Origin of the sequence: Kitasatospora sp. NPDC097643, from assembly GCF_040302625.1 — a bacterium.
Lineage (GTDB): Bacteria > Actinomycetota > Actinomycetes > Streptomycetales > Streptomycetaceae > Kitasatospora.
In genome coordinates this window covers 1-14,786 of sequence record NZ_JBEOSA010000053.1, presented here as the reverse complement: position 1 = coordinate 14,786, position 14,786 = coordinate 1, and the positions used below count along the sequence as shown (strand labels likewise).

The window sequence follows — 14,786 nt, the reverse complement described above, 5'->3', positions numbered from 1 at the left end:
GACGGATCCGCGACGGTCCCTGCGGTCAGCACTGGCCGTCGGAGAGCACGAAGTAGCCGGGGCCGGTCTGCTTCAGTGTGTGGGTCACGAAGGTGGTCCAGAGCCCCATGCTCTGGCCCGAGCCGAGTGCGTAGGTCAGGCCGCCGGTCTGGGTGGCCCGGCCGGCCCGCACCTGGCCGTAGTTGGTGTCCGTGAAGCACTGCGGCGCGGCGCCGCCGGTGGTCGCCGTGACCGCCGCCGACCGGGCGCCGACCGTGCCCGTCGTGTCGACCGCGGCCACGGTGTAGCTGTACGCCGTCCCGGTGGCGAGCCCGGTGTCGGTGAAGGACGGACCGGCCGTGGTGCCCACCAGGGCGCCGTCGCGGAAGACCTGGTACGAGACGGCGCCGCCTACGGCCTGCCAATCGAGGGTGATCGAGTCCTGGCCGGATGCGGTCGCGGTCAGCCCGGCCGGGGCGGGCAGACCGGGGGAGGTGGGCCCGGTGCCGCCGTCCAGACCCCAGAACTGCGCGGTGTAGTAGCTGGAGCAGATCGCGTTCAGGAAGTAGCTACCGGTCGCGCCGCACTGGTCCGCCCCGGAGCCGGGGCTGACCGCCAGGCCGTGTCCCATCCCCGGCACGGTGAACAGCGCCACGGTCGGCCGTCCGTCCGGGCCGGCGTACAGCTCCTGGTTGGTGCCGCCCGGCAGGTTGCGCGTGCCGGTCGGGCGCTGGCCGATGCCCTGGGCGTTCGTCCACTGGTCGCGCAGCTCGGTGGCGTTCACGGGCTTGACGACGGTGTCGGCGCTGCCCTGCCAGATCGCCACTCGGGGCCACGGACCGGCGTAACCCGGGTGCGCGGACCGGACTCTGTCACCCCACTGGGCCGGGGCGAGCCCCTGGTCACTGTTCTGACAGCTGGAGGCGGCGCTCTGGGTGGTGGCGCAGTGCGCGGGCAGGCCGGAGTCGATCGCGCCGCCGGCGAACAGCTCGGGGTAGTCGGCGAGCAGATCGGCGGCCATCCCGCCGCCGGCCGACAGTCCGGTGACGAACACCCGATGGCTGTCCGAGCCGAACAGGCTCTTGGCCTTGGCCAGCATCTCGACCACGGACTCCGCCTCACCGGCACCACGGGTGTCCTTGGTGGCGTCGAACCAGCTGAAGCAGGAGAGGCTGTTGTTGGTGCTGTTCGTCTGCGGGAAGACCACAGCGAAGCCGTACAGGTCGGCGTACTTGGTCCATCCGGAGTTGCGGTAGTAGTCCGTGGCGCTCTGCAGGCAGCCGTGCAGGGCGACCACCAGCGGTGCCCCGGTCGGCAGTCCGGCAGGGGTGTAGGTGTACATCGCCAGGTTGCCGGGGTTGGCGCCGAAGCCGGTGACCTGCTGGTAGAGGCCGTTACCGGCGGCGTCGGCCGTGGCGGTCGGGGCAGTGGCCGACGCATAGGTCGGGGCAGTGGTCGGCGTGGCGGAGACGGGCGCGGTGTTGCCGAAGGCGAGGGCTGTGGCTGTCAACAGCGCGGCGGCGACAGGGCGGAGTGGCATCGAGGCTCCAGGGTGGGGGAGGTGTGGGGCCGGACGCCGTGCAGCGTGGCGCGTCCCGGAGGGCCGGACCATGTGACGGGCAGCCGGAGTCCGCCCGCCTGTCATGGCACGGGCCGCCATGGTGCCTCCGTCCCCGCAAGGCCGCCCCGCCAGGCCGTCCCCGTGAGGCCGCCCCGCCAGGCCGTCTTCGCCTAGCCGTCCGGTCTGCTCGGCACCCGTCCGCGGGGCGCCGGGCGGCACTTGAGGGAAGCGTTCGAACAGGGCAGGTTGATCCCATGACGACTCATGAGATCGCCCCCGATGAGAAGACGCTTCTGGATGGCCAGGAGGCGCGTACCCGAACGCACACCTGGACGGCCGGTCCGCCAGTGTCCGCCTTCCCGCATCTGACCGGAGAGGAGATCCTGCGGGAGATGATCGCCGGGCGAATCCAGGAGCCAGCGATCTGCAGCACCATGGGCTTCCACCTGACCGAGGTGCGGTCGGGCACGGCGGTGTTCGAGGGCGAGCTCGGCGACCACCTCTACAACCCGATGAACACCGTGCACGGCGGGTACCTCGCGACCCTGCTGGACTCCGCGCTCGGCTGCGCCGTGCTGAGCCGGTTGCCGGCCGGACTCGGCTACACCACCACCCAGTTGAACGTGCACATGCTGCGCCCGCTGTTCGCCGATTCAGGGCTGCTGCGCTGCGAGGGCGTGGTGCTGCACCTCGGCCGGACGATGGCGACGGCCGAGGCCCGGGTGGTCGGTGTGGAGAACGGCAAGCTGTATGCGCACGCCACCACCACCTGCGCGATCCTGACGCCGCGCCCGGCGGCCTGACTGGTGGCCTGACCAGTGCCGGGCCTCCCGGCCGACCGCCCTGGTGCTCGCGCGCCGACAGGAACGGCCCCGGTCACCGCAGTGGCCGGGGCTGCCCGGACCCGAACGCTAAGCATTTGGAGAGTGAGGAAAGCTGGGCCGTGTGCGATCAGGTAGTCGGCCATCGCGTGCGCCTCCGGCAGCTTCTCGTCCGGTCCTTGGCCACCCGAGGAGATCAGCGCCGGCGGGTTGCCGTGCGCGGCCTGCTTCCCGTAGATCTCCCGGCCCCGGTACTGCCGGCTGGCCAGCAGCGGCGGGATGCGGTCGCCGGCGATCGGCCCGGAGCCGAGGACGACGACGAAGCCCACGTCCCGGCGCGGCCGGTGGCGGCTGTACAGGAAGGCAGGCGTAGCCGACGAAGCAGACGAAGAGGAAGGAGACGCAGCCGACCACCAGGACAACCGTGCCCGCCAGGATGCCAAACCGGTGCGAGCCGGTGGCCAGGGCGGCGGACAGCAACGCGATGACGGCGAGGATGCCGAGCCCGGCGAGCAGTGACAGCAGGTTGGCCGGCCGCATGCCCTCCTTTAGGATCCGGATCCGGTTCCGGTTCAGGCGAAGCGCTCGATGGCCGCGAGGACGGCCGCCGACATCGCCGGGCTCCCGGTGTGCCCGGCTTCGTCGATGACCGTGAGCCGGGCGTCCGGCCAGTGCCGGACCAACTCCCAGGCGGTGTCGAGCGGTGAGCCGAGGTCCAGCCGGCCGTGGATCAGCTCGCCGGGGATGCCGGCCAGCCGTCCGGCGTCGCGCAGCAGCTGCCCGTCCGCCAGGAAGGCGTGGTGCGCGAAGTAGTGCGCGGTGATCCGGGTGAAGGCCATCAGGTCGTCGGCGGGGCGGTCGGTGTAGACGTCCGGCTTGCCCAGCACCTCGTGCGCGACGACCGCGTCCTCCCAGACGCTCCAGGCCCGCGCGGCCGCCCGCCGGACCGGCTCCTCGGGGCTGTTGAGGAGGCGGCTGTAGGCGGCCACCAGGTCGCCGCCCCGGTCGGCGGGCGGCAGGGCGTCGCGGAAGGCCTCCCAGGGGCCGGGGAGGAAGCGGGCGACGCCCCGGTAGAGCCAGTCGGTCTCCTCCGGGCGGGTCATGGTGACCCCGCAGATCACGATCTCCGACACCCGCTCGGGGTGGGCCTGGGCGTACGCGAGGATCAGCGTCGAGCCCCACGAGCCTCCGTACAGCAGCCACTTGTCGATGCCGAGGTGTTCGCGCAGCCGCTCCATGTCGGCGATCAGGTGCGCGGTGGTGTTGTGCTCCAGACCGGTCGTCGGGTTGGCGGCGTGCGGCAGGCTGCGGCCGCAGCCGCGCTGGTCGAACTGGACGAGGCGGTACCGCGCGGGGTCGAAGTACCGTCGCGAGCCTGCCCGGTGGCCGGAGCCGGGCCCGCCGTGCACCACCACGGCGGGCTTTCCGGCCGGGTCGCCGGCGACGTTCCAGTGGATCCGCTGACCGTCGCCGACGTCCAGCAGGCCCTGCGCGTACGGCTCGTGGAGCGGATACAGCTCGGTCATCGCGGAACTCCTCCGTGAACGTCCGGACGCTTGCCCCGCGAGACTACCGGGCGTACTCAGGTGCGGCTCCCCAACCGGGCTCACCCCGGTCGAATGTGACGTTCAGTCACAGAACTCCCTCGACCGCTGCCTGTGCCGCCTGAGCCAGTTGTCGACGTGCACCCGCCCGGGTGGCCTGGGGGCCGGGGGCCGGGATCGGCGGCAGGAACGTCACCTCCGCGACCAGCCCGCGCACCGCGACGACCCGGGCGAGCGAGGTGAGCAGCCCGTCGTCGCCGACGAAGGCGGGCGCGCTGGTCCGCCGCCCGTCCGCCAGCCGGTAGCGGATCGTCACCGGCTGGACGAAGGAGCCGGTGTCCACCGCCGCCTGGAACAGCGCGGGCCGGAAGCGGCCGCTCTCCCGACCGCACCAGGTGGACCCCTCCGGGAAGACGATCACCGGATGGCCGGACCGCAGCACCTCGGCGACCGCCGCCACGGTGTCCGGCAGGGTCCGCAGCCGGTCCCGGTCGAGGAAGACGGTGCCGCCCCAGGCGATCACCGGCCCGATCACCGGCCACCGCCGGACCTCGCTCTTGGCCAGTGAGCGGCCCGGCCGGCCGGCCGCGATCAGCGGGATGTCCAGCCAGGACACGTGGTTGGCCACCACGAGCATCCCACCGCCGACGGCGCCGACCGGAGTGCCGAGCCGGACGGTCACCCCGAGGGAACGCAGCAGGACGCGCGCCCAGAGCCGGATCAGCCCGTCCCGGGCGCCCTGCGGGAGGAGGCGCGCGGGCAGGCTGAGCACGACGCCCGCCGTGACGGCCGCCAGGCAGGCGGCCAGTCGCAGCGCCCGCCGGGGGCACGAGACCGTCGGGGAGGGTTCGGACAGGCAGGTCTCGGGCCGGCAGGGCGCCGTCGGCAGCCAGACGCTCATGCCGGTGTGCCCTGGGGCCGGGCCGGCAGCCCGGACAGGAAGTGCCGCAGGTAGCGGGGGTCGGTGCGCTCCAGCGAGAGCAGCACGTACAGGTCGGCGCAGTTGAAGTCCGGGTCGTACGCGGGCTCGCCGCAGACCCAGGCACCGAGCCGCAGGTAGCCGCGGAGCAGGGCCGGCAGCGCGCCCCGCTCGGCGCGCGGCACGCCGGTGGCGTCCCAGCGCCGGTGCGGGGTGACCCGGTACTCCTCGGGGGCCAGGTACTTGGCGCTGACGGTGTCCCAGACCCGGGCGGCGGTGGCGCCGCCGTCGGCCAGTTCGATCGAGCAGCAGCCGCCGACCCAGGTGTTGCCGGTGTCGGCCAGGTAGCGGGCGATGCCGCCCCACATCAGGTTGATGACGGCGCCGTTGCCCCGGTGGTCGGGGTGGATGCAGGAGCGGCCGAGCTCGACCAGGCCCGGGCGGACCGGCGCCAGCGCGGAGAGGTCGAACTCGCCGTCGGAGTAAAGCCGGCCGGCGCGGCGGGCGGCCGCGGGCGGCAGCAGCCGGTAGGTGCCGACGACGGCGCCCCGCTCGCCCTCCCGGACCAGCAGGTGGTCGCAGAACTCGTCGAACGGGTCGACGTCCAGGCCCTCGACCGGGCTGTGCAGCACGGCGCCGAGCTCGGCGGCGAACACCTGGTGGCGCAGGCGCTGAGCGGCGCGCACCTCGTCCTCGTCGCGGGCGAGGGAGACGGTGTAGCCGGCGGCCGGGGCCTGCTCGTGGCGGGGCACGGGGATCGCCGGGGCGTCGTGGGCGGGGGCGACTGCGGACGGAGCGTACGTGGGGACGGTGGTCATGGCGGACCCTCCAGGGCAGCACGGTCGGCGGTGCCGTGGATCGCCAGGGCACCGGCCCGGCCGCATCCGTTGGGCCTGGATGCGAACCGGTAGTCCCCGTATGTCTCTCCGGGCCGGTTGGCGTCCACGTGGCCGTTCGGCGGACCGCAGATGTGCAACTGCTGAATGGGACCACCCGTTGCCCCTCGGACACCTGCCCGGCACCGGGCGCTCGCCCGCGAGGGGTAGACAGCGGGGCACGCGGTCCCGAACCCCGCGTGCCCCGGTCGTCGCACTGCGCCTCGGCCTTGGCCATCGGGCCGGCCGGGTGCGCCCTAACTGCCCTGCCAGCCCTGCGGATCGACGCCGCCCGGGACGGCCGGGGCGGGTCCGTACGGCTCGCGGGTGAACACGAAGGAGCCGAGGTCGAGGTGGCTGACCGTGCCGTCGGCGGCCCGGACCACCCGCAGGGTCTCGCCCGCGTAGTAGTTGTCCAGGCCGGTCCAGGTGCCGTCCGGTTCCGCGCGGAACCGGGACTCGCGACTGCCGGCGGCGAGCGCGGTGAGCTCCAGCCCGCGGTCGGCCTTCAGGTGCAGGGTGTAGGGCGAACTGCCCCAGTACCAGGGGCCGGTGAGTGCCAGCAGCTCCTCGTCGACCTCCGGAAGCGGGCGCCAGGGTGCCGGGATCCGGGGCTCGTGTTCGGCGGTGAGCGTGATCAACTGGGCTGCCAGCAGCGGGGAGTTGGCGCCGCTGGTGGCATTGGAGAGGGCGATCGCGGCCAGCCCGTCCGATTCGCTGACCCAGATCCCGGCGGTGAAGCCGGGCATCGACCCGGCATGACCGTACAGCACCCGCCCCTCGTGGCGTCGGAGTTGGAGCCCGAGCCCGTACGTGGCGGTCCAGTCGGCGCTGTCCGGGCCGACGGCGGGGCGGCGCATCTCGGCCAGCGTGTCGGCGGCGAGCACCCGGTCGTCGCCGTCCGCCAGGAAGGCCGCCCAGCGGGCCAGGTCGGCGGCGGTGGACCAGAGTTGTCCGGCCGGGCCCATCAGACCGGTGTCGGTGAGCGGCTCCGGCAGCATGACGTCGGCCCACGGGTGGACGGCGAAGCCCCCGGCGTGCGGGTGCTCGGGGAACAGCGTGGTGCGGTCCATGCCGAGCGGTGTCAGGATCTCGCGGCGCAGCACCTCGCCCCAGGGCTCGCCGCGCAACTTCTCGACGAGCGAACCGAGCAGCGCGTAGCCGGGGTTGGAGTAGTGGAAGCGGCGCCCGGCCGGGTGCTTGAGCGCGTTCTTCCGGTCGAGCAGGTCGCCGACGGCGGGCCGCAGTGAGCCGTCGGTCCGCTCCCACCAGGGCTCGGGCGTCTCGGCGGCGATCCCGGCGGAGTGCGAGAGCAGCTGGGCGATGGTCGCGCCGTCGGCCGGGGTGCCGGGCAGGTGGTGTTCGAGCGGGTCGGCGAGGTCGAGCCGGCCCTCGTCGCGCAGCCGCAGCACCAGCACGGCGACGAAGGTCTTGGTGAGCGAGCCGATCCGGTACTGCACGTCCGGGGTCGGCGCGTGCCCGTCGACCATGCTGCGGGCACCGCTCCAGACCAGTCGCCCGTCCCGGACCACCCCCGCGATCAGGGAGGGGGTGCGCCCCTCGGCCTGGGTGACCGCGATCCGGTGCAGCAGGGCGCGGCGGGTGGTCGGCAGCAGCTCGTCGGGCTGATCGGTCATCTGGTCCTCTGGAATCTCGGGCGGAACGGGGTCGAACGTGTTCAACCTAGTCAGGCCCTGCTCAGTGGATCCACCGGATATCCCGGAACCGGCGCGCGGAGCCCCGCGCGGCTCCCGTGGGACCCCCGCGCGGAGCCCCCCGCCGGGTGCCCGCTCAGGCCGGCAGCGGCGGGAGCTCCGGCCGGTGCAGCCAGACCTCGAAGAGCGGGCCGAGCGGGGCCGTGGTGTACCGGGAGGCGTGGGCGCGCAGGTCGGCGGTGCCGACCACACCGTGCCGGTTGACACTCGTCCAGTCCCGCAGCATCGCGAAGAACCGGTCGTCGCCCAGGGCCCGCCGCAGCGCGTGCACGGCCAGCCCGCCGCGCTGGTACAGCCGGTCGTCGAACATCAGCTTCCGGCCCGGGTCGGCCAGCGTCAGGTCCTGCGGCAGCCCGGCCAGCAGGCCGTGCGCGGCGGCGGCGTGCGTGCCGGCGGTGGGGCCGCCGACGTGCTCGGACCAGAGCCACTCCGCGTACTTGGCGAAGCCCTCGTTGAGCCAGATGTGCCGCCAGTCGGCGATCGAGACGCTGTTGCCGAACCACTGGTGGGCCAGCTCGTGCGCGATCAGCCGCTCGCGCTCCCAGCCGCCGCCGAGGTGGTTGGTCCCGAAGGTGGCGACGCCCTGCGCCTCCACCGGCACGTCCAGCTCCTCGTCCGCGACGACCACCGCGTACTCGCCGAACGGGTACGGTCCGAAGACCTCGGTGAAGTAGGTCAGCATCTCCGGTTGGCGGCCGAAGTCCCGGGTGAACGCGGGCACCAGTCGCTCGGGCACGTAGCCGGTCTGCGGCACCGCCGGGCGCGCGGCCAGCGGCACCGGCTGGTAGTGCCCGATCGACACCGTGACCAGGTACGTCGAGGTCGGCGCGCTCTGCTCGTACACCCAGGTGGTGCTGGACGCCCGGGTGGTGCGGGTGAGCAGCCGCCCGCTCGCCACCACGGTGAACGGCGACGGCGTGGTGACCGCTATCTGGTAGGTCGCCTTGTCGGCCGGCCGGTCGTTGCACGGGAACCAGGACGGCGCGCCGACCGGCTGGCTGGCCACCAGCGAGCCCTCGGTCAGTTCCTCCCAGCCCAGGCCGCCCCACGGGCTGCGCACCGGGTGCGGGTTGCCGGTGTAGTGCACCTCGGCGGTGAACGCGGCCCCCGCCGCCAGCGCCTTCGCCGGGCGGATCCGCAGCTTGCCGCCGCGGTGGGTGTACCGGGCGGCCTTGCCGTCCACCAGCACCCGCCCGATCCGGAACTCCGCCAGGTCCAGCGCGAACTCGGCCAGCGCGGCGTCCGCGACGGCGCTCAGCCGCGCCGAGGCCGCCAGCCGGTTGGGCCCGGGCCGGTAGTCCAGCGCCAGCTCGTAGCGGTGGACCCGGAAGCGGTGGTCGCCGCTCTGCGGGAAGTACGGGTCCGGGGCGCCGGTGGCGGTCGGGACGTGCTTGGGCTTCACGGGGTCGAGCGCTTCCTGCGGGCCGGGACGGGTGGTCACGACGTGGTCTGCCACGCCTCGATGGGGTTGCCCAGCCACCGCGTGTCGGCGGGGACGGACTCGGCGCGCATGACCAGCGAGGCCGGGCCCAGCGTGCTGCGCTCGCCCACCGTGCTGCCGGGCAGCACGATTCCGCCCGGGCCCAGGGTGGCACCCTCGCGGAGGACCACAGTATCCATCCGCATGATCCGGTCGTGGAAGAGGTGGGTCTGCACCACGCAGCCCCGGTTGATGCTCACGCCGTCGCCGAGGGTGACCAGGTCCGCTTCCGGCAGCCAGTAGCTCTCGCACCAGACACCGTGCCCGACGTGCGCGCCCAGCGCCCGCAGCCACAGGTTCAGCACCGGCGTGCCCGGCACCGCGCCGACCAGCCACGGCACCGCCAGTACCTCGACGAAGGTGTCCGCGAGCTCGTTGCGCCACACGAAACCGCTCCACAGCGGGTGCTCCACCGCCCGGAACCGCCCGACCAGCAGCCACTTCGCCGCCACCGCGACCAGGCAGGCCGCCGCGCCGGCCGTCAGCAGCACCACCCCGGAGAGCAGGGCGGCGGTCAGCGGCGAACCGGCCGCCAGCCAGGACAGCACCGCCACGGTCAGCGCACCGAGCGCGCCCGAGGCCAGCACCGGCAGCAGCCGGGCGAGCTCGACCAGCCCGCGCGCCCAGAGCAGGCGGGCCGGCGGCTCGTAGGTGAGGCTCTGGTCGGCCTCGTCCGCCGCGCGCGGCAGCCGCATCGGCGGCATGCCCAGGTACGAGCCGCCCTTCTTCGCCTTCTCCGGCGTCGCCGACAGCACCCCGACCAGGCCCCGCTTGGGCACCGCCCGGCCCGGCGCGGTCATCCCCGAGTTGCCGAGGAACGCCCGCTCGCCGACCTTCGCCTCGCCCAGGCGCACCCAGCCGCCGCCCAGCTCGTACGGGGCCATCAGGGTGTCGTCGGCGAGGAACGCGCCGTCGCCGACCGTGGTCAGGCTGGGCAGCGCCAGCACCGTGGACACCTCGGCGCCCCGGCCGACCCGCATCCCGAGCGCCCGCAGCCACAGCGGCGTGACCAGCCCCGCGTACAGCGGGAACAGCACCTCACGGGCCCGGTCCATCAACTGGGTGACGGTCCACGCCTGCCAGCCGACCCGGCCGTGCAGCGGGTGCACGCCGGGCTCCAGGCCGATGCTCAGCAGCCGGACGGCGGTCACCAGCTGCGCCGCGTACACCGCGCCGTACGCGAGCGTCGCGGGCAGCAGGCCGAGCAGCGCGCCGCCGAGCGCCGCGCCGAGCTCCGCGCCCGGATCGACGAAGCGCGTGAGCACCGCGGCCCCGGCCAGCGCGGGCAGCAGCGGGAGCAGACCCAGCGCCGTGCCGCTGGCGCCGTACAGCGCCGCCCAGCGGGCTCGGCGGACCGGCCGGTCCTTGGGCCAGCTCCGCTCGACGCGGCCCAGCTTCACGGCGGGCGCCCCGCCCCAGCGTTGCCCGGTCGGGACCTGGCCGGTGACGCTGGAGCCGGCCACCACCTGGGCGCGCTTGCCGACCCGGGCACCGGGCAGCAGCGTCGAACGGGTGCCGACCACCGCGCCGGAGCCGACCTTGACCTGGCCGACCTCCAGCCGGTCGCCGTCCAGCCAGTAGCCGCACAGGTCCACCTCGGCCTCGACCGCGCAGCCCCGGCCCAGCTTCAGCATGCCGGTGACCGGCGGCAGCGAGTGCAGGTCCACCTCGGGTGCGACCTTGGCACCCAGCGCGCGGGCGTAGCGGACCAGCCAGGCGCCGGACAGCGAGGTGGCGCCGCTGAGCTCGGCCAGCCGTTCGGCGGCCCAGAGCCGCAGGTGGGTGGCGCCGCCGCGGGGGTAGCTGCCGGGCGCCAGACCGCGCAGCAGCAGCCGGGCGCCGCCGGCCGCGACGGCCAGCCGGCCCGCCGGGGTGTACAGGACGAGGGCGCCGGCGCCGACCGCCCACCAGGAGGCGGTGGGCGCCCAGGGGTAGTCGCCGAGGTGGGAGAGCAGGTTGCCGAGGGCCAGCAGGGCGACCGTCCAGCGCAGACCCACCACGGTGAACAGCGGGATCAGCAGGAGCAGCTGGAGCAGCTTGGCCCGGGTCGGCACCAGGGTGACCGTCCTGGCCTCGGCGCCGTCGGCGGCCGTCCGCTCCAGGTGCCGGGCGAGCTTGCGCAGCGTCGGGTGCTGGTAGACGTCCAGCACGGCGGCGCTGGGGTAGCGGGTGCGCAGCAGGGTGGTGAGCCGGGCGGCGGCCAGGCTGCCGCCACCGACCGCGAAGAAGTCGTCCCGCGGGCCGCTCACCTGGACGCCCAGGATCTCCGCCCACTGCTCCGCCAGCCAGGCCTCGGTGCCGTACAGCTGCTCGGTGGGGCCGGCGCTCTCCAGCTCGGGCAGCGGCCACGGCAGGGCGTTGCGGTCGACCTTGCCGGACGTCCTGGTGGGCAGCGTGTCGACCGGCGCGAGCAGCGGCACCAGGGCGGCCGGCAGTTCGGCGCGCAGCCGCCGCACGGCCTCCTCCCGGTCGAAGCCGTCCTGGACGACCAGGTAGCCGACCAGCAGCTGGTTGCCGCCGCGCGCGGTGCGGACGGCGGCGGCCGCGCCCGCCACGCCGGGCAGCGCCTGGAGCGCCGCGTCGACCTCGCCGAGCTCGATCCGGCGGCCGCCGAGCTTGATCTGCTCGTCGGTGCGGCCGAGGAACAGCAGGCCGGCCGGGTCGGCCTGGACCAGGTCGCCGCTGCGGTAGGCACGCTGCCAGCCCAGCGAGGGCAGCGGCGCGTACTTCTCGGCGTCCTTCTCCGGATCGAGGTAGCGAGCAAGGCCGACCCCGCCGATCACCAGCTGGCCGGTGCCGCCGGGCTCGACCGGCTCGCCGGCCTCGTCCACCACGGCGAGGTCCCAGCCGTCCAGCGGCAGGCCGATCCGCACCGGGCCGTCGCCGGTCAGCAGGGCCGCGCAGGCGACCACGGTGGCCTCGGTGGGGCCGTAGGTGTTCCAGACCTCGCGGCCCTCGGTGACCAGCCGCTGCACCAGCTCGGGCGGGCAGGCCTCGCCGCCGAAGATCAACAGCCGGACCTCGTTCAGCGCCTCGGCCGGCCAGAGCGCGGCGAGCGTCGGCACGGTGGAGACCACGGTGATCTCCTGCTCGGCGAGCCACGGGCCGAGGTCGGCGCCGCTGCGCACCTGGGCGCGGGGGACCGGCACCAGGCAGGCGCCGTAGCGCCAGGCCAGCCACATCTCCTCGCAGGAGGCGTCGAAGGCGACGGAGAGCCCGGCCATCACGCGGTCGCCGGGGCCGATCGGCTCGTCCTGGAGGAAGAGCGCGGCCTCCGCGTCGACGAAGGCGGCGGCGTTGCGGTGGGTGACGGCCACGCCCTTGGGGCGGCCGGTGGATCCGGAGGTGAAGATGATCCAGGCGTCGTCGGCCGGGGCGGGGCGGCGGTCCGGGGCGGCCGGGCGCTCGCGGTGGACGGTCAGGGCGCGCCCGGCGCCGAGCACCGCGGCGACCTCGGCCTCCTCGAAGACCAGCTGGGCGCGCTCGTCCGGGTCCTCGGCGTCCACCGGGACGTAGGCGGCGCCGGCGGCGAGCACGGCGAGGATCGAGACGTACAGGTCGTTGGTGCCGGACGGGACCCGCACGCCCACCCGGTCGCCCGGACCGATCCCGGCGGCGGCCAGGCGGCGGCGCAGCTGCTCCACCTCGGTGGCGAGGGCGCGGTAGCTGAGGACGGTCCGCCCGTCGTCCAGGGCCGGTTCGTTGGGGTGGGCGTGCACGGTGGCGTCCAGGACGTCGACCAGGGTGCGCGGCGTAGCGGCCGGGCGGCCCGGGAAGAGGGCGCGCGGCGGGGTGGTGCTCTGCTCCGGCTGGCTCGGTTCGATCATGGTGGCCTGTGCGCTCCTCGTCCTCGCCCCGTTCAGACCCGTGCCCGGCCCTTGGGGGCGGTGGGAGCACTCGCCTGACCGGGTGACCCCACTCCGGGGCCGGAGCGGACAACCCGACCGATGGTAGCCCCGCGTGACGGGTGGCGTACGGGCCGACACTCGGCCCAACTGGGCTGGAAATGGCCGTATCTGACGATCCTTCAGACTGCAACTGAGCGGTCGTGAGCCTATTGTGACGACATGTCAGTCGAATTGACGGATCGTCAGATCGGATTTCCGCCCGTGATCCACGTCACGGCGATTCTTACTCCCTTCGGGTGGCGGGCCCGGTTCCGAGCCGAATTCGAGCCGGTTTCCGGCCGGATCCGGCCCGTTCCCGGGCCGCTCCTTGGGTCCGCCGCGGGTCGTGGTGGTCAGCGGAAGAGGTGCAGGTGCTCGCGGAGGAAGGCCTCCAGGGTGCGCGGAGGGCGTCCGGTCAGGCGGGTCGCGGTGTCGTCCGGCACCTCCCGACGGACCACCGCCAGCTGCTGGATCTCCACCACGTGCGCGGCCAGCCAGGCCGGCATCCCGCCCCGGTGGACCAGGTGGGCGTGCAGCTCGGCCGGGCTCAGGTCGACGTAGCGGACCGACCGGCCGAGCAGCTCGCCCAGCAGGCCGGTGAGCTCGGGATGGCTGTACGCCCGTCCGCCGGTGAGCGGGTAGGCCCCGCCGGCCAGCTCCGGGCGGGTGAGCACCTCGGCCGCGACGTCGCCGATGTCCCGGGCGTCCACGTAGTTGCACCGTGCCAGGCCCAGCGAGCCGTGCACCACACCGGCGGCGGCGATGCCGGGCGCCAGGAGCAGCAGTTTCTGCATGAACGCGTACGGCCGCAGCACGGTCGCGGTGATCCCGGACGCGCGCAGGTGCTCCTCGATCCGGTGGTGGCCGCGCGAGACGGCGACGGGAGAGTCCGGCTCGGCGGCGGGGGCCGAGATCTTGACGATGTGCTCCACTCCGCTCTCCGCCGCCACGTCGATCGCCGTCAGCTCGTGCTCGACCTGGCGGGGTCCGTTGGCCATGGTGAGGAAGAGCTGGTGGGCGCCGCGGAACGCCGCGCGCAGCGAGTCGGGGTCGGCGGCGTCGGCGGGCAGGGGCTCGGTCAGGGCGAGGGTCCGCTCGTCGAGTTCGGTGGCGAGGCGGGCGGGGTTGCGGCTGAGCGCACGGGTCGGCGCGCCGATCGCGGCGAGGCTGCGCAGGGTGGCGCTTCCGGTGGCGCCGCCGGCGCCCATGACGACGATCATGATGTCTGCCTTTCGGAGTTCAGGTGTGCGGGCTGCTGGTGCTCGGGGGCGGGACTCATGGGGATGGGACTCGCGGGGGTGGCGCTCGAGGGGACGGGGCTCTCGGGGTGCGGGTTGGCGAGGGGTGGGTTGGTGGGGCGCGGGTTTCGGGAGTGCTGGGGGAGTCGGCGCTGGGCGGGGTCGCGGGGGAGGCTGCCGCGCCAGCGCCAGGTGATGACGGTGGCGGCGATCGCCGAGGAGACCGGTAGGTCGCCGGGGAGTCGGCCGGGCCAGGGGCTGTCGGCGAGGGCCGGGAGCCGGGGCAGCCAGTGGGCGGCGGCGAGGCCGACGGCCAGAGCCGTCGCGGCGGCGGCTAGGCCGAGGGCGACGGTCACCAGGGCGCGCGGTGCCCGGGCCGACCAGGAGTGGCGGGGGCGGCGACGCAGCCGGGCGCCGGTCAGGGCCGCGACGAGGGCGGAGGTGCCCGCGATGGTGGTGGCCGCCGCGACCAGGAGTTGCGGTTGGCGGGTGACGGCCCCGCCGATGCCGGCCATGGCGGCGGGCATCGCGTAGGCCACCACGACCTCGCGCCACAGGACGAAGGGGGGTGGTGCCCCGGGTGCCTTCGTGCCCTTCTTGCCCATGAGGTGCCTCCTGAGGGGAGCGATCAGATGCTTAGGTGCCTAATTATTAGTGCTTAGGTGGCTAACAGGAGAGGAATTCGAGCTTCTTCGGGATGAGGAAGAGCAGGGTGGCGCCGGCGAGCGGGCCGCTGATGGTGCCCATGCCGCCGAGGATGACCGCGG

General features: G+C 74.3%; 10 protein-coding genes. 1 reads left to right on the top strand and 9 read right to left on the bottom strand.

Annotated features, from left to right (window positions below; translation table 11 throughout):
* Window positions 1-25: 25 nt before the first annotated feature.
* A complete protein-coding gene (locus ABTY15_RS28210; protein ID WP_350601431.1) occupies window positions 26-1,519 on the bottom strand; it encodes an extracellular catalytic domain type 1 short-chain-length polyhydroxyalkanoate depolymerase in 1,494 nt (497 codons plus the stop codon).
* Window positions 1,520-1,794: 275 nt separating this feature from the next.
* Here ABTY15_RS28210 and ABTY15_RS28205 point away from each other — a divergent pair, with 275 nt between their 5' ends.
* Entirely contained in the window at window positions 1,795-2,343 is a 549-nt protein-coding gene (locus ABTY15_RS28205; RefSeq protein ID WP_350601428.1) for a PaaI family thioesterase, read from the top strand.
* A 590-nt stretch (window positions 2,344-2,933) separates the two neighbouring features.
* On the opposite strand, the gene pip is transcribed toward ABTY15_RS28205, so the two are convergent.
* The 8 genes from pip to ABTY15_RS28160 all read right to left on the bottom strand — a co-directional run bounded on the left by pip (window position 2,934) and on the right by ABTY15_RS28160 (window position 14,624).
* On the bottom strand, window positions 2,934-3,887 hold the full coding sequence (pip, locus tag ABTY15_RS28195; RefSeq protein WP_350601426.1) for a prolyl aminopeptidase: 954 nt from the start codon (window positions 3,885-3,887) through the stop codon (window positions 2,934-2,936).
* Between the two features lie 106 nt (window positions 3,888-3,993).
* Entirely contained in the window at window positions 3,994-4,806 is an 813-nt protein-coding gene (locus tag ABTY15_RS28190; protein ID WP_350601424.1) for a lysophospholipid acyltransferase family protein, read from the bottom strand.
* Window positions 4,803-5,642 (bottom strand): GNAT family N-acetyltransferase, encoded by an 840-nt coding sequence (locus ABTY15_RS28185; protein WP_350601422.1) that lies wholly within the window; start codon window positions 5,640-5,642, stop codon window positions 4,803-4,805. The genes ABTY15_RS28190 and ABTY15_RS28185 overlap by 4 nt, the downstream gene beginning before the upstream one ends.
* Window positions 5,643-5,956: 314 nt before the next feature.
* Window positions 5,957-7,336, bottom strand: coding sequence for a serine hydrolase domain-containing protein (locus tag ABTY15_RS28180; RefSeq protein ID WP_350601420.1), 1,380 nt, complete (start codon window positions 7,334-7,336; stop codon window positions 5,957-5,959).
* A gap of 154 nt (window positions 7,337-7,490) precedes the next feature.
* Window positions 7,491-8,816 carry a M1 family metallopeptidase gene (locus ABTY15_RS28175; protein WP_350601575.1) on the bottom strand — a complete coding sequence of 442 codons (1,326 nt, stop codon included), beginning with the start codon at window positions 8,814-8,816 and terminating at the stop codon, window positions 7,491-7,493.
* A 35-nt stretch (window positions 8,817-8,851) separates the two neighbouring features.
* Complete coding sequence (locus tag ABTY15_RS28170; RefSeq protein WP_350601419.1) at window positions 8,852-12,721, bottom strand: Pls/PosA family non-ribosomal peptide synthetase; 3,870 nt, start codon at window positions 12,719-12,721, stop codon at window positions 8,852-8,854.
* Window positions 12,722-13,134: 413 nt separating this feature from the next.
* Window positions 13,135-14,001 carry an NmrA family NAD(P)-binding protein gene (locus tag ABTY15_RS28165; protein ID WP_350601416.1) on the bottom strand — a complete coding sequence of 289 codons (867 nt, stop codon included), beginning with the start codon at window positions 13,999-14,001 and terminating at the stop codon, window positions 13,135-13,137.
* Window positions 13,998-14,624: a hypothetical protein gene (locus tag ABTY15_RS28160; protein WP_350601413.1), complete on the bottom strand. Its 627-nt coding sequence runs from the start codon at window positions 14,622-14,624 to the stop codon at window positions 13,998-14,000. The genes ABTY15_RS28165 and ABTY15_RS28160 overlap by 4 nt, the downstream gene beginning before the upstream one ends.
* Window positions 14,625-14,786: the final 162 nt, after the last annotated feature.

Excerpts from the sequence above, each read along its gene's own strand:
- ABTY15_RS28170 (WP_350601419.1), bottom strand. The coding sequence starts at position 12,721 with ATGATCGAACCGAGCCAGCCGGAGCAGAGCACCACCCCGCCGCGCGCC.
- ABTY15_RS28185 (WP_350601422.1), bottom strand. The coding sequence starts at position 5,642 with ATGACCACCGTCCCCACGTACGCTCCGTCCGCAGTCGCCCCCGCCCAC.
- ABTY15_RS28190 (WP_350601424.1), bottom strand. The coding sequence starts at position 4,806 with ATGAGCGTCTGGCTGCCGACGGCGCCCTGCCGGCCCGAGACCTGCCTG.
- ABTY15_RS28205 (WP_350601428.1), top strand. The coding sequence starts at position 1,795 with ATGACGACTCATGAGATCGCCCCCGATGAGAAGACGCTTCTGGATGGC.
- ABTY15_RS28160 (WP_350601413.1), bottom strand. The coding sequence starts at position 14,624 with ATGGGCAAGAAGGGCACGAAGGCACCCGGGGCACCACCCCCCTTCGTC.
- ABTY15_RS28180 (WP_350601420.1), bottom strand. The coding sequence starts at position 7,336 with ATGACCGATCAGCCCGACGAGCTGCTGCCGACCACCCGCCGCGCCCTG.
- ABTY15_RS28165 (WP_350601416.1), bottom strand. The coding sequence starts at position 14,001 with ATGATCGTCGTCATGGGCGCCGGCGGCGCCACCGGAAGCGCCACCCTG.
- ABTY15_RS28210 (WP_350601431.1), bottom strand. The coding sequence starts at position 1,519 with ATGCCACTCCGCCCTGTCGCCGCCGCGCTGTTGACAGCCACAGCCCTC.
- pip (WP_350601426.1), bottom strand. The coding sequence starts at position 3,887 with ATGACCGAGCTGTATCCGCTCCACGAGCCGTACGCGCAGGGCCTGCTG.